The organism is Parabacteroides sp. MSK.9.14 (assembly GCF_019041495.1).
In the GTDB taxonomy this organism is placed as follows: domain Bacteria; phylum Bacteroidota; class Bacteroidia; order Bacteroidales; family Tannerellaceae; genus Parabacteroides; species Parabacteroides merdae.
Genome location: NZ_JAHPXO010000007.1, coordinates 126,221 through 139,477 on the forward strand (window position 1 = coordinate 126,221; position 13,257 = coordinate 139,477).

Annotated in this window: 14 protein-coding genes and 1 pseudogene; 2 read left to right on the forward strand and 13 right to left on the reverse strand. The window is 51.3% G+C overall.

Going from position 1 to position 13,257, the window contains the following annotated elements; translation table 11 throughout:
• Positions 1-2: 2 nt before the first annotated feature.
• The 13 genes and pseudogenes from traK to KTG12_RS05970 all read right to left on the reverse strand — a co-directional run bounded on the left by traK (position 3) and on the right by KTG12_RS05970 (position 11,179).
• Positions 3-626, reverse strand: coding sequence for a conjugative transposon protein TraK (gene traK / locus KTG12_RS05910; RefSeq protein ID WP_004291519.1), 624 nt, complete (start codon positions 624-626; stop codon positions 3-5).
• A 31-nt stretch (positions 627-657) separates the two neighbouring features.
• Positions 658-1,662 carry a conjugative transposon protein TraJ gene (traJ, locus tag KTG12_RS05915; RefSeq protein ID WP_004291518.1) on the reverse strand — a complete coding sequence of 335 codons (1,005 nt, stop codon included), beginning with the start codon at positions 1,660-1,662 and terminating at the stop codon, positions 658-660.
• Positions 1,663-1,665: 3 nt separating this feature from the next.
• Complete coding sequence (locus KTG12_RS05920; RefSeq protein ID WP_064976124.1) at positions 1,666-2,202, reverse strand: conjugal transfer protein TraI; 537 nt, start codon at positions 2,200-2,202, stop codon at positions 1,666-1,668.
• On the reverse strand, positions 2,195-4,000 hold the full coding sequence (locus KTG12_RS05925; RefSeq protein WP_120027392.1) for a reverse transcriptase/maturase family protein: 1,806 nt from the start codon (positions 3,998-4,000) through the stop codon (positions 2,195-2,197). The genes KTG12_RS05920 and KTG12_RS05925 overlap by 8 nt, the downstream gene beginning before the upstream one ends.
• 565 nt (positions 4,001-4,565) lie before the next feature.
• Positions 4,566-4,760, reverse strand: a pseudogene (locus tag KTG12_RS05930) (DUF4141 domain-containing protein); the annotation flags it as partial.
• 41 nt (positions 4,761-4,801) lie between these two features.
• Positions 4,802-5,182, reverse strand: a complete 381-nt coding sequence (locus KTG12_RS05935) for a DUF3876 domain-containing protein (RefSeq protein WP_004291516.1) — start codon at positions 5,180-5,182, stop codon at positions 4,802-4,804.
• 40 nt (positions 5,183-5,222) lie between these two features.
• Positions 5,223-7,727: a TraG family conjugative transposon ATPase gene (locus KTG12_RS05940; protein ID WP_004291515.1), complete on the reverse strand. Its 2,505-nt coding sequence runs from the start codon at positions 7,725-7,727 to the stop codon at positions 5,223-5,225.
• On the reverse strand, positions 7,724-8,056 hold the full coding sequence (locus KTG12_RS05945) for a DUF4133 domain-containing protein (protein ID WP_004291514.1): 333 nt from the start codon (positions 8,054-8,056) through the stop codon (positions 7,724-7,726). Before KTG12_RS05945 ends, KTG12_RS05940 begins: the two co-directional genes overlap by 4 nt.
• Before the next feature lie 10 nt (positions 8,057-8,066).
• Positions 8,067-8,384 (reverse strand): DUF4134 domain-containing protein, encoded by a 318-nt coding sequence (locus KTG12_RS05950; protein WP_002560983.1) that lies wholly within the window; start codon positions 8,382-8,384, stop codon positions 8,067-8,069.
• 201 nt (positions 8,385-8,585) lie between these two features.
• Positions 8,586-9,314, reverse strand: a complete 729-nt coding sequence (locus tag KTG12_RS05955) for a hypothetical protein (RefSeq protein ID WP_004304280.1) — start codon at positions 9,312-9,314, stop codon at positions 8,586-8,588.
• A 16-nt stretch (positions 9,315-9,330) separates the two neighbouring features.
• Positions 9,331-9,684 carry a DUF3408 domain-containing protein gene (locus KTG12_RS05960; protein WP_004291505.1) on the reverse strand — a complete coding sequence of 118 codons (354 nt, stop codon included), beginning with the start codon at positions 9,682-9,684 and terminating at the stop codon, positions 9,331-9,333.
• A 2-nt stretch (positions 9,685-9,686) separates the two neighbouring features.
• Positions 9,687-10,127 (reverse strand): DUF3408 domain-containing protein, encoded by a 441-nt coding sequence (locus KTG12_RS05965; protein ID WP_004291503.1) that lies wholly within the window; start codon positions 10,125-10,127, stop codon positions 9,687-9,689.
• A gap of 2 nt (positions 10,128-10,129) precedes the next feature.
• Positions 10,130-11,179, reverse strand: coding sequence for a ParA family protein (locus KTG12_RS05970; RefSeq protein ID WP_004291492.1), 1,050 nt, complete (start codon positions 11,177-11,179; stop codon positions 10,130-10,132).
• Between the two features lie 421 nt (positions 11,180-11,600).
• Here KTG12_RS05970 and mobA point away from each other — a divergent pair, with 421 nt between their 5' ends.
• Together mobA and mobB are read left to right on the forward strand one after the other, a co-directional pair.
• Positions 11,601-12,029, forward strand: a complete 429-nt coding sequence (gene mobA / locus KTG12_RS05975) for a conjugal transfer protein MobA (protein ID WP_004291488.1) — start codon at positions 11,601-11,603, stop codon at positions 12,027-12,029.
• Positions 12,008-13,255, forward strand: a complete 1,248-nt coding sequence (gene mobB / locus KTG12_RS05980) for a conjugal transfer protein MobB (RefSeq protein WP_004291483.1) — start codon at positions 12,008-12,010, stop codon at positions 13,253-13,255. The genes mobA and mobB overlap by 22 nt, the downstream gene beginning before the upstream one ends.
• The last annotated feature ends 2 nt before the right edge of the window (positions 13,256-13,257 follow it).

The following is a 13,257-nucleotide window of genomic DNA, read 5'->3' on the forward strand; positions in this document are numbered from 1 at the left end:
TGTTACCGTTTGATAGTCTGTAAATCCTTGTTCTCAATGATGGTGAAACCCTCGATGGTAAAACCGTTCGGGTTGTCATCCGACCGCGATGCGTTCAGCAGGCGGCAGGTGGTCACGAGGCTGCGCTCGGTGACGTTGCTCTGCCGGATGATTTTCTGTGTGGCGTAGGTCACGGCACGGTAGGGATAGGCGTTGAAGTCGCACACCACGCTGTCCACCTTCAGCACTTGGTTGATGTTCCCGGCGATGATGCGGTTGTAGTACCCCTTCTCCGCGAAGTCCGAATAATAGTGGTACACGCTCTTGTCCGCCAGCAGCAAGGCACGTTTCACGTTGTGTTCAATCGCGCTTTTTTCAGGTGATAGCGTGAAGAACATCTCGTGGAAACGGCGCACATGTTCCCGTGCCTCCGCCGGGCGGTTCTGCGACAAATCCTGAGACAAGGCGAGCATCAGGCTCTTGCCGTTGTCCAGCACATAGATTTTCTCCCGTTGCTTCTCTGCGAAACGGTAGGAGTTCCACACGCTCCACACCGTCACCACGGCGCACAGCGAGAGGAAGACGATACCGAACAGGCGTATCTGCCTGAACGACGATTCGATGTTTCTAAGTGATTTGAATTCCATTTATATTTTCCAATTTATGATTGCACATTGATTATTTCAGCAATTTGCCGACACGTCCGACTGCGTTTCCTGCGGCTGCACCCGCCACGCTGCCCGCCATGCTTCCGGCTCGTCCCGCCATCTGGTTCACGTTGCGACCGTAACCGCCCATGCCTCCGGCTTGGATAATCCAGCCCGCAACGGTGGGAATGGTAAAGTAGCCGATGATGCCGATGCAGAGGAATACGATATACACCCCGTCGCTCGAATCCAGCGAGAAGTTCGGGTCTGCCTGCATCCGCTCGATGTCGTTTTGCAGCATCAGAACCTGTATCTTCGCCAGTATGGTGCTGAACATGTCCGATACCGGTAGCCACAGATAGACCTGTATATAGCGGCATATCCACTGCGTGAGCGTGTTTTGGAAACCGTCCCATACCGACAGGGCGAAGGCTATCGGACCGAGAATCGCCAGCACCACGAGAAAGAAGGTGCGGACGGTGTCTATCACGAGGGCGGCGGCTTGGAACAGCAGTTCGAGTATCTCGCGGAAGAAGTCGCGGATGCTCTTCTTCATGTTGTACATTCCCCGGTCGATATACATTCCCGCCATCGTCACCATGTCGGAGGGCGACCAGCCGAGTTCCTCCAGTTGCTTGTCAAATTCCTCGTTGGACACGAGGTAGGCGGTTTCGGGGTTGCGTACCATCGCCTCGTATTCCAGTTTGTCCTTCTGCTCCCGGTATCGGTTCATGTCCAGCGTTTCCGCCTCCAGCATCTTTGCCGTGCCCTGTACGACGGGTGAGAGGATGCTGTTTATCGTGCCCAGCACCACAGTCGGGAAGAACATGATGCACAGACCGATGGCAAAAGGACGGAGCATCGGGAATACGTCTATCGGTTCAGCTCTCGCCAGCGACTGCCATACCCGGTAGGCGACGTAGAACAGCGCACCCAGCCCGGCGATGCCTTTCGCCACACCAGCCATGTCCCCACACAGCGGCATCATCTGCTCATAAAGTGAACGTAAAATCTGATGAAGGTTGTCGAACTTCATAGGCTACCAGTATCTTTCGTTCATGTTCCCGTACAGCCCCATGATGCGGTCGAGGTCGTTCTTCTTTTTCGCACGCAGGTAACTCACGGAGATGTTCTTGTTCGTGTAGTAGCTCACGAGGTTGCGGTAACGCTTCATCTTCGAGTGGCAGCGTTCCACCACGTCCATGCGCTCCTTGTCGGTCATGGAGAGCGTGGTGATGTTCACCACGTTCCTGAGTTCCGTCAACACTTCGTTGCTTTCCTCCAGCAGTTTCGTGTAGCCGAAAGCGATTGCGGAAAGCTCTTCGGGTCTGAAATTCCCGTCACGGAGCATCCGTTGGAAACTGTTCACATAGATGTCTGTGATGTCGCCCACCATCAGGATGGTCTGCTGCACCTTGCGGGCGTCCTTGACCAGATTGTTCACCGATTTGAGGGGTAGGCTAAGCATCCAACGCCCTGCCGTATTACTACGGTGGGTTTTCGGAAGCTCGCCCCCAAACCGGACGTACACGTCTCCGCGTATCCGGCTTTCTACTAATAATATCAATCTATTCATTGTTACTGAGTTTTTTGTAACACTTACCACATATGGCAATAGTCTTTCGTTTGCGAGCCATCATTTGTTTTTCGCAGGTAGTTTTCCCTTGAAGATTTTTTAATTTTCTCACATGGTGCATCACTAACTTATCGACTGCTCCACATAATTCACATTTTTCCGCTTTCAGCCTATCTATAAGACTTGTGTTTGTAGGATGATATGTGAATTTGGGCAAGTTGTCTAAATCCTTAATGTTCATTGGATTTTTCTTTTTGAACCCACCATGATAAAAGGTCAAGTCTTTGGCAGTACCGTTCTTTAAATAGTATCTAACTGAAAAAAGTCCATTCTTGGTGTACTTTTTTCGGATTTGCGACATCGTTGTCCGATATTTCTGCGCAAATGTTTTGTACATACTATATTTCATGATATACCCAAGTTTTGACAGACTACTACAATTATTAGCCAAACAATAGTAATTGTAAATGCCCTTTATTTCCTTGTTGTACCTGTCAAGTATCTCAAAGTCATTGTTGTTTGAAAGTTTGGGACGGGATTTTGCTTTCCAATACTCCTTGCCGTTGTGTATCTTTATTTCTAAAACACGATATTCGAGCAACTTTTTCTTAAACGTATCCTTTCCAAGTGCCAATTGTATCCTCTTATTGAAGACACGTCTTAGTACTCCGTATTTGCTTCTTTTGGTGTCATTGGATTTCCTTACAAAAATCTCATATCCGAGAAATTTTGCAGCGTTTTCAGCATGGGTGATAAGTGTTTTCTCATCGGACAGTGTAAGAGCCAACTTTTCATAGAGGAAGTTCTTTATGTCCTCTTTGATGATGATAGCATCTTGTTTACTGCCAATGATTCCAATTAGAAAATCATCCGCATATCTCACGTATTTGAGTTTTCTGTAGTTCATATCCATTTCGTCACCATCAGAATACTGCAAACCTTCTTTTTGATAAGCCTTATATTGTCTTATCAATTCTGACCTTTCATTTTTGTCTTTTACCACTTTCAACTTTTTCAGAATACGGTGTCGTTTGCCTTCAAGTGATACTGCCTGTTTGGTTCTTTTCCGTTCTTTCCCCTTATCAAATTTTTCAGTGTATTCCTTCATGAATTTATCCAACTTATCAAGGTATATGTTTGCCAAGATAGGGCTGACAATTCCGCCTTGCGGTGTTCCGCTGTAGGAGTTATGAAAGTTCCAGTCTTCGATATATCCTGCATTCAGAAATTTTCTAATCAAGCGAATAAATCTTTCGTCAGCGATACGTTCTTTCAGAATACCTATCAGTATCTCATGATTGATATTGTCGAAAAATCCCTTAATATCACCTTCTACGAACCATTTCACGCCCGAAAATGTCTTCTGAATATCAGACAAGGCAGTGTGGCAGCTTCTTAGGGGTCGGAAGCCATGCGACGTTTTTTCAAACTGTCTTTCATAGATGGCTTCCAATATCATTCTGACCACTTCCTGCAATAATTTATCGTTAAAAGCTGGTACACCTAATGGACGCATTTTCCCATTTTTCTTTGGGATATACACCCGTTTTGAGGGTTGGGGCTGATAACTCTCATCTTTCAACGATGTTATCAGTTGTTCAATTCGGTTCAGGCTCATTTGGTCAATGGTTTTCCCATCTGCACCTGCTGTCATATTGCCCGGTTTCGCATATATGCGTTGGTAGGCAACGTAATACATTTCCTCATTGAAAAAGATACGGTACAAGCGTTCGAACTTGTAATTCAAATTTTCACTGTGTTCCGTTAGACTGTTTAATACATACTCTGGACTTCTCATAATGTCTCTCACATTTTCCGTTATTTGCATTAAAATTATTAGCTGCTTCCCTTCGCCATGTACAGGGCTTTCCCCTGCTCAGACTACTACGGAAGCTCCGTTGCCTTGTCGGATTTTCATAGGTCTGTACCTAATAGCCTTGCGGCGTTCCGATTTAGGCAATCCCCGTTTACGATATAATAACATGGCTATGATAGATTATCGGATATGACTTCCGCCCGTTACCGCTTACTGCGGTTGTGCCGTAATTTGTTCCTGCCTCTACTACACGACGCTCGCAACAGAGGTATTACGGTATAGCGAGTTAAGTTATCTTTCACTATAAAACATACTGGGTTCACTTGGACTATCATTCAATCAGTTTGGATTTTATCCTCGTATCTATCTGTTTCATCTCACCATTCAGTTGCAATTTGATAACTAATTGACTTATGGCTTTCCAGCGTGCTATACTCCCTGCCGTCCTTTCGTGGGCAGATAAGCTGGTGATGATAGGTAAATATTGGAACACTTACCTAATAGCTTGCCAATGCTATATTTATTATATCGCCTATACGGGCGCACCATCGTAATACTTCTTGCCCTGCTGATAGATTTTCACCGTCTCCTGAAAGTTGCTCACCATGTTCGTGGCGGTCTTGGAGGTATGGATGATGTTTTTGGAGGCATTGATGATGCCCTGCGCTAGATTGCCCGGATCGCTTACGACCCACTGTGCGCTTGCCCTGCCCGCGAAAAGCAGGCACAGGCAGATAATCATTGTTATTCTTGTTCTCATGTTACTTTGGATTTTAGTGGTTGTTATTCTTCGGTCGGATGTCCCGGCTGCGGCTTCACCCGCACATAGTCCCCGTTTGGCGAGAAAGTCAGCACATCCGTGGCCTCGTTGTAGGACACGTCGATGCGGAAGCCGGTGTTCATGAACAGGTTGCCGTTCTCCTCCTGCAAGAGATAGGTTTCCGGCTTGAGCTTGCGGCGCAGACCGCTACGACGGAACACCGTCACTTTGTAGGCTTCGCCCTCCTTGTAGATAAGCACGTCAGGTTTTCCCTCCACGCTCTCCCAGTTCCCGCACAGCATGTCGCGGCGGTTGTCGGCCACGTCGCAGGATTGCAGCATCATGACCGCCAATCCGATAAGGCACTTGCTGACTTGCAGCATTTTCACTTTTGGTAAATTCATACGCGTTTTTCTTTTTTGGTTGATACATTCTGTTTTTTAGTTATTCCTTGTTTCTCCGCCTTTCGGCAAGCTGCCGGATGGCGGCTTCGATGTCGTCGCCCAGCTTCTCCGCCAGACGGTAAACCTCCACTTTTTCCGTTTCCTCGGTGGTGTACGCCAGATACTCTTCCGCGCTGACCTCCGTGGCATAGACCGCCGACTGCGTGCCGCCCAAGCCTATCCACACCTCCTTGTAGAGCCGTGAAGGGTTGTTCGCCATGTTGATGGAGAGTATCTGCGACTTCTCCTTTTCCGTCAGTCCGAGCAACGCCTGTATCTGGTCGAACTTGTTCATATATTTCCTTTGGTCAAGCAGGATTTTACAATCCGAGTTGTTGATAATGCTCTCTTTGACCACCGGAGAACTGATAATGTCGTCCACCTCCTGCGTCACCACGATTGCCTCGCCGTAATATTTTCTGACCGTCTTATACATATAGCGCAGATATTCAGCCATGTTCGCCGATGAGAGGGCCTTCCAAGCCTCTTCCACGATAAGCTGTTTCCGCACGCCTTTCAGCCGCCGCATCTTGTTGATGAAGGCTTCCATGATGATGATGGTCACGACGGGGAACAGTTCGCGGTTTTCTTTAATCGAATCTATCTCGAAGACGATGAACCGCTTGCCGAGCAGGTCGATGTTCTCCGTGGAGTTGAGCAGGAAATCGTAACGCCCGCCCCGGTAATACTGCCGCATGGTGGTGAGCATGTTGTCGATGTTGAAGTCGGACTTCTCCACCTTGATGTCACGCTGTGCCAGTTCCTTGCGGTAGTCGTCACGCATATACTCGTAGAAGGTGTTGAACGACGGCACGATGCTACGGTCGGATTGGATGCGCTCAATATAGGCACTCACGGCACTGCCCAGCTCGCCGCTCTCCGTCTTTGTCACCTTGTCGTCCTCCGACTTCCAGAGCGTCAGCAACAGGGTCTTGATGCTGTCCTTCTTCTCCACGTCGAAGATGTAATCGTCGGTGTAGAACGGGTTGAAGCTGATGGGCTTATCTTCCGTGTAGGTGAAATACACACCGTCCGCTCCGCCTGTCTTGCGTCGGATCATGCCGCACAAGCCCTGATAGGAGTTTCCCGTGTCCACCAATACCACATGTGCGCCTTGCTCATAATATTGGCGCACGAGGTGGTTCATGAAGAAAGACTTGCCGCTGCCCGAAGGACCCAGCACGAACTTGTTGCGGTTGGTCGTGATACCTCGCTTCATGGGCAGGTCGGAGATGTCAAGGTGCAGCGGTTTTCCCGTGAGCCTGTCCACCATCTTGATGCCGAAGGGCGAGAGCGAGCTGCGGTAGTTGGTTTCCTCTGTGAACAGGCACACCGCCTGTTCGATGAAGGTGTGGAAACTCTCTTCCGCCGGGAAGTCCGCCGCATTGCCGGGTATCGCCGCCCAGTAGAGTGTCGGGCAGTCGATGGTGTTGTGGCGCGGCACGCATTCCATGCTTGCCAACTGGCTGCCCACGTCGTTCTTGATATGCTTCAGTTCCTCCGCATCGTCGCTCCACGCCATGACGTTGAAGTGTGCCCGTACCGAGGTCAGTCCGTAGGAATGGGCTTCGTTCAGGTATTGGTCTATCCACTCGCGGTTGATGCTGTTGCTCCTTGAATAGCGAGATAGCGACTGCATGTTACGGGCGGACTTCTCGAACTTCTGCAAGGTTTCCTCACTGTTGTCTATCAGCACATACTGGTTGTAGATATGGTTGCAGGAGAGCAGAAGCCCCACCGGGGAGGCGAATGACAGTCGGCAGTCACTCCGGTCGGTGGAGAGCTTCTCGTAACGGGTGTCGGTAGCCACCTTGCCCGGCAGGTCTTCCGCGTCGGAGAGGGTGTGCAGACACAGGCGGTTGTCGCCGATGCGCATCTCCCTTGCCGAAAGCTCGATGTCCTGCAAGGTGGTGTCACCTTCCGGCATGAGCGAGAAGTAGCGTTCAATAAGTCCCGTCTTTCCCTCAGTACCCACAATCTCATCGGTGGAGAGGCGGCGCAGCCTGACAAGCCCGCTGTCGTTCATGATGCGCTCGAACTGTTCGCAGGCTTCCAAGAACTTGGTCGTGGTTTCCCTGTCCAGCTCCTTCGGGATGATATGTCCCCGGCACAGCGTGCTGAAATTGCTCTGCATCCGGTTACGCTCCTTTGTTGTCTTGGTCAGGTAGAGGTAGCAGGTGTGTTTCAGGTACGGACGCTCGTTGAAGTGACGCTCGAAAGAGCGGCTTAAAAAGCTCATGTCGTCCTTCTGAAGCTCCGGTTTGTAGCGTTCCTTGATGAACCAGTCCTGTTTGTGGACGACGGAGTAGTCCGGCAGCACCTTGATAGCCTTGCACCAGCAACTGTGTATCGCCTCGTACTCCGCACCCGTCACGGTGTAAAGTTCCGGTAGTTCCACCTCGAAAGCCACCGTGATGTCGGCGTCCTTTGAGATGATGCAGCCATGCTCCACCGCTAAAAGTGGGAACCTGTTTTCCAGTGTTGTCATTTTCGATGTATTCCTCATTGTCTTTCTTCCTTTCGTTGTCGTTTGAACAGACGGGTTATCCGCCGCCGGTTGATAAGGTATCGGGGATGGCTCCGTGCCGCTCCTAATTTCATCAGCCCGTGTTCACCGTACCGGGCGTTCAGCGCGAAGGTCTGCCATACAAGGAGGGAGGACGATGCCGCGCCGAAGCCGATACATATCCACTGGTCGATACCGACCATGTAGAGGATGACGAACAGGACGAAGAGAGCCAGCAGACCTCCGCAGAAGATGAAGAGGTACTGTGCCTTCAAGCCCTTGAACTCTACCGGACGGCCGATACCCTTGTTGATTGGGTATTCAGCCATACATTATTTATTAAAGGAAGAATGAGCGCAGGATGGTGGCGGCAACAATCAGGAAGATGCACGCGCCGAACCACGAGGCGGCTGTCTTGCTGGTGTCGGGGTCGCCCGATGAAAACTTGCCGTACACTTTTACGCCCCCGATAAGCCCGACGACTGCACCGATGGCGTATATCAGTTTAGTTCCGGGGTCGAAATAAGAACTCACCATAGAGGTGGCTTCGTTGATGCCCGCGATGCCGTTTCCCTGCGCGAAAGCGGAGGCGGTTGCGGCGATGACAAGTGCCGCGGAGAGGATTGCTTTTCTGTTTTTCAAGATGTTCTTGTTCATAAACTGTTCTTGTTTTTTGCCGTCAAAAGGGTGGATGGTCCTTTGTCGGGCGGTTGATACTTTGTTTCTTTACTTTGGTTTTAGTGGATGCCCGTTTGTTTCCACGGACGTGGGCGTGTCCGTTGCGGATGGGGATGCGCCTTGCGTTTCCTCGCCGCGTGGGTTGATGTCATTCTTTCATGTTCATTTCTTTTATTGTTGTCATACATAGTTGCGAATGTCGAACTCCTCGATGTTGTCCGGCACGACGAACTCCTTTTCAGATTTCTTCAGCCGAATCTCGATAAGCCCCTTGATGCGGATGCCTATCTCCGAAGAGCCTTCCATCATTTTCTCGTACAACTCCGTGCCCTCCATGTCGGTGAACACCTTAGCCGCCTTTTCACGTTCCGCCTGTGTCGCGTCCGGGTTTTTGGCGGTCTTGCAGGCGTCGTCAATCTCGTCAAAGCTGCTGCCCGAAGCCCGTGGCGTGTCCGAGGCGTCCTCTTCCGGTTCGTCGTCCCCGTATCCCAGTTCCTCCGGCGGTATGCTCGTGAAGGTCTCATCGAGTTTTTCCTCCGGGACTTGTGCCGGGCGGGATGCGTTTCCCGTTTTTCCGTCGTCAAAAGTAGCCTCTTCCTCCGACAGCTCAATGCCTTTTTCAATAGTGGCGGCTTCTTGCGTCGGTATGGCAGCGGTTGTCCGGGTGGATGCCATCCTGAAACGGCTCTTGCCGATGATGTCCGCCTTTTCCGCAGGGACTTCCTCGTGTGCCGCTATGCGTTTAGCCTCATTCCCGTCCAGTGACCGCCATAATCCGACAATGCCCTTGAAGAAGCGGACAATCCGCGTGTCCATGATGCGCTCGTAAAGGAGCAGGAACAGGAACCAGAGGTTGCAGCCGACCGATACCGCCAGCAGAATGTCTGTCATGCTGATTGTGTAATTCATATCCTTCCGTTTTTGGTTAGAATACTGAATTGTAATTTCGGGCATAAAGGCTCTTTATCGCATCTTCGCACTGGTTGAAGTGGTGCGTCAGCACATGGTCGATGTAAGCGGACAGCGTAAGCCGGTCATGCCCGATTACACGGGTGATACGCATGATACGCTCGTGGTACTCCGGGCGCACATACGCCATCTTCCCCTCACGTGCCTTTACTTCCGGGTCGCGGATGAACAGGCGTTCATAGTCCTTCTCACTGCATTTGCCGCTTACCGGGACAGGCGACAGTATTTCCACACTCGCCTGCACTTGGGTAAACATACCTCCGCAGTCTTGCTGTGGTCTTTTTTCATTCGGTGTCATTTCTTTTTCCATTTTCAAATCAGATCTTCACGTTGTTTCTTGTACAGTTCGTTGATTCTCTCCTTGTGCTGTTCCAGATGCTGGCGCAGCACGGTATCCACATATCCGCCTACTGAGATTTCCCCTCCGGCGATGTCGTTCACGATTCTGAGGATCTTGCCGTGGACGTCACGGCTGATATAGACACATTGGCGGGTCTTTATCTCGTTGCGGCGCAGGAATAGCTCGTTGTAGTCCTCGTCCTGCCTTTTCCGGCGTCCACTTTCCCTCTGCGCTTTTTCCCGTGTTACGGGTTGCACAGGAGATGGTTCCGGTGCGGCGGTGTCCTCTTCGGTCGGTGCAGCTGCGGGTACTTCCTGTGCGGGGCGCAGTGTCCCGTCCTGTGTGCGCCGCCCGATGGAGGCTAACAGCAGTTCCTCGTCGATGCCTTCCGTGTTCACTTTCCTGCTGCCCATGCTCACTGCGGTCTGATGATGTCGCTTATCTCTTCGGAAAACTCCCGGATGCCACTCCCTTTCAGCAGTGCCGTGTCCATCGGGAAGATGGTGGAGCGGAAAACGCTCTTGCGCTCTTCCGAAAGGTCACGGCGGAACTTCTTGCTGTCGGGCAAGCGGGTGGAAAGTACCGGAAAGCCCATTTCGGCTATCACTTCCTCGTAGATGCCGTACAAGTCGTTCCTCTCCCTGCCGTCCACCATCGTCCAGAACAGATGCAGCCCCTTTGTTTTCGCCTGTCCGGTAGTCATCAGCCTGTCGCGGAACATCGTGACGAATTTCAGGGTACTCTCCACGACAAAGCGGTCGGCACTCAGCGGAGTGAAAATGTAGTCCATCTGCGAGAGCGTCTTTATCACGCCGTTGCTTCGGAGTGTGCCGGGCATGTCGAAGAACACCACGTCGGGTTTCACGTCCTCAGTGGCAATCATCCTCTCGGCATCGTCGAGGGCGTTCACCGCATTGCTTTTGACGATGGTGTAGGCGTTCTTTTTGATCCGGCGGAAATGGTCGCAAGCGAGAGCCTTGAAGTAGGTGCTGCTGTCGATAAGCCCCATTTCGTGTTCGCGCAGCCCGTGGATGCTGTGCTGCGGGTCGTCGCAGTCCACGACGGCGACATTGTAGCCTTTCACGTTGTGCAGGTAGCTGGCGGCAAGTGCCGTGACAGTGGATTTGCCGATGCCACCTTTCTGTGTTGCGAATGCAACGAAGATTTCCTTACTCATAGTTCCATTTATTTTAATTGTTGATGATTTGTTTTTCTGTTTCCATACGGATTTGGCTGTCGCACCATCCGCTTCCGTGACTACACACGCAGGCGGGTCGTCGCGTATCCGGTTCTGTGGTGAAGCGGTGCGTCGGACAAATGGTGATTGACGACATTGCGTCATGAAGTCATTGAATCCATACGTCACCGAATTGTCGGAGAACCGGGTTTCCGACGGTTCGGGTATCCGTTTCGGCAAGTATCCGAAGAAGCGGATTTCCGGGTATTTGAATGTTCCGTTTATCATATCTTCAAATCGTTCGTTTCTTGAATCATGCTGCAAATAAACAAGTATATTTTGGAACCTGTATCACTTCTCCGGCAAGTGGCGGCACGTTGCGCCGGTTGGCAGTCATTGACCGGGTCAAGCATCTGTCCGATACCGCTTTAAGGGCGTAACTTTGCACCCGGACAGCAGGGTTCGCCGATGACGCGCGGCCCGGAGTCCTGAAAGGTATTTTCCCAATCCGTCCCCTGACGGATTTTTATGTTCACCTGAACATAGCAAGATGTCTTTTCAGCCGCTCAAAATATTTTGAGCAGCCACGAAAAGCACTTGCCCTTGCAGGGGGCGGGCTTTCCCTCCGAAGTCGGGAAGCCTTTCAGAACTGCGGTGCTGTAATCCGAAGCGGCGGCTTATGCCGTCAATCCGCTAAATCCAAAGTAATATGAAAGAGAAAAGGAAAAGCAAATCAGGGAGAAATCCCAAACTTGATCCGGCGGTGTACCGGTACACCGTCCGTTTCAACGAGGAGGAACACAACCGTTTCCTCGCCATGTTCGGAAAATCGGGTGTCTATGCACGGTCTGTTTTCCTCAAAGCGCACTTCTTCGGGCAACCGTTCAAGGTGCTGAAGGTGGACAAGACGTTGGTGGACTATTACACCAAACTGTCGGATTTTCATGCACAATTCCGTGCCGTGGGTACGAATTACAACCAAGTCGTGAAGGAACTGAGGCTGCATTTTTCAGAGAAAAAGGCGATGGCGTTGCTCTACAAATTAGAGCAACACACCGTCGAACTCGTGAAACTGAGCCGCCGGATTGTGGAACTTTCAAGGGAAATGGAGGCAAAATGGTCGCAAAAATCAGTGTAGGAAGTTCGTTGTACGGCGCGATTGCCTACAACGGGGAGAAGATTAACGAGGCGCAGGGGCGGCTTCTCACCACCAACCGCATCTACAATGACGGTTCGGGAACGGTGGACATAGGCAAGGCGATGGAGGGTTTTCTCACCTTCCTGCCACCGCAGATGAAGATCGAGAAGCCGGTGGTGCATATCTCTCTCAACCCGCACCCGGAGGATGTGCTGACCGATATTGAGTTGCAGAATATCGCCCGCGAGTATCTGGAAAAACTCGGTTTCGGAAACCAGCCTTATCTTGTATTCAAGCACGAGGACATCGACCGCCACCACCTGCACATCGTGACGGTCAACGTGGACGAGAACGGGAAAAGGCTCAACCGGGATTTTCTCTACCGCCGCAGCGACCGTATCCGCAGGGAACTGGAACAGAAGTACGGATTGCATCCGGCAGAACGTAAAAATCAGAGATTGGATAATCCGTTGCGCAAGGTGGCCGCATCGGCAGGTGATGTGAAGAAGCAGGTAGGCAACACCGTGAAGGCTCTGAATGGGCAGTACCGTTTCCAGACGATGGGCGAATACCGTGCGCTCCTTTCCTTATATAATATGACGGTGGAGGAAGCGAGGGGCAACGTGCGCGGACGGGAGTATCACGGGCTGGTCTATTCCGTCACGGACGACAAGGGTAACAAGGTGGGCAACCCGTTCAAATCCTCGCTTTTCGGGAAGTCCGCAGGCTATGAAGCCGTACAGAAGAAGTTTGTCCGTTCCAAATCGGAAATCAAGGATAGGAAACTGGCAGACATGACGAAACGCACCGTCCTTTCCGTGCTGCAAGGCACTTATGACAAGGACAAATTTGTATCCCAACTCAAAGAGAAGGGCATCGACACCGTACTGCGCTACACAGAGGAAGGGCGCATCTATGGGGCTACCTTCATCGACCACCGCACGGGATGCGTGCTGAACGGTTCGCGCATGGGTAAGGAGCTTTCGGCGAATGCCTTGCAGGAACACTTCACCCTGCCATACGCCGGACAACCGCCGATACCGCTATCCATCCCTGTGGATGCTGCGGACAAGGCACACGGGCAGACCGCCTACGACAGTGAAGATATATCGGGCGGTATGGGCTTGCTCACTCCCGAAGGTCCGGCGGTAGATGCCGAGGAAGAGGCTTTCATCCGGGCGATGAAGCGCAAAAAGAAGAAAAAACGCAAGGGCTTGGGTATGTAATC

Coding starts and splice junctions, on each gene's coding strand:
- traK (WP_004291519.1), bottom strand. CDS start 626: ATGGAATTCAAATCACTTAGAAACATCGAATCGTCGTTCAGGCAGATA.
- traJ (WP_004291518.1), bottom strand. CDS start 1,662: ATGAAGTTCGACAACCTTCATCAGATTTTACGTTCACTTTATGAGCAG.
- KTG12_RS05920 (WP_064976124.1), bottom strand. CDS start 2,202: ATGAATAGATTGATATTATTAGTAGAAAGCCGGATACGCGGAGACGTG.
- KTG12_RS05925 (WP_120027392.1), bottom strand. CDS start 4,000: ATGAGAAGTCCAGAGTATGTATTAAACAGTCTAACGGAACACAGTGAA.
- KTG12_RS05935 (WP_004291516.1), bottom strand. CDS start 5,182: ATGAATTTACCAAAAGTGAAAATGCTGCAAGTCAGCAAGTGCCTTATC.
- KTG12_RS05940 (WP_004291515.1), bottom strand. CDS start 7,727: ATGAGGAATACATCGAAAATGACAACACTGGAAAACAGGTTCCCACTT.
- KTG12_RS05945 (WP_004291514.1), bottom strand. CDS start 8,056: ATGGCTGAATACCCAATCAACAAGGGTATCGGCCGTCCGGTAGAGTTC.
- KTG12_RS05950 (WP_002560983.1), bottom strand. CDS start 8,384: ATGAACAAGAACATCTTGAAAAACAGAAAAGCAATCCTCTCCGCGGCA.
- KTG12_RS05955 (WP_004304280.1), bottom strand. CDS start 9,314: ATGAATTACACAATCAGCATGACAGACATTCTGCTGGCGGTATCGGTC.
- KTG12_RS05960 (WP_004291505.1), bottom strand. CDS start 9,684: ATGGAAAAAGAAATGACACCGAATGAAAAAAGACCACAGCAAGACTGC.
- KTG12_RS05965 (WP_004291503.1), bottom strand. CDS start 10,127: ATGGGCAGCAGGAAAGTGAACACGGAAGGCATCGACGAGGAACTGCTG.
- KTG12_RS05970 (WP_004291492.1), bottom strand. CDS start 11,179: ATGATAAACGGAACATTCAAATACCCGGAAATCCGCTTCTTCGGATAC.
- mobA (WP_004291488.1), top strand. CDS start 11,601: ATGAAAGAGAAAAGGAAAAGCAAATCAGGGAGAAATCCCAAACTTGAT.
- mobB (WP_004291483.1), top strand. CDS start 12,008: ATGGTCGCAAAAATCAGTGTAGGAAGTTCGTTGTACGGCGCGATTGCC.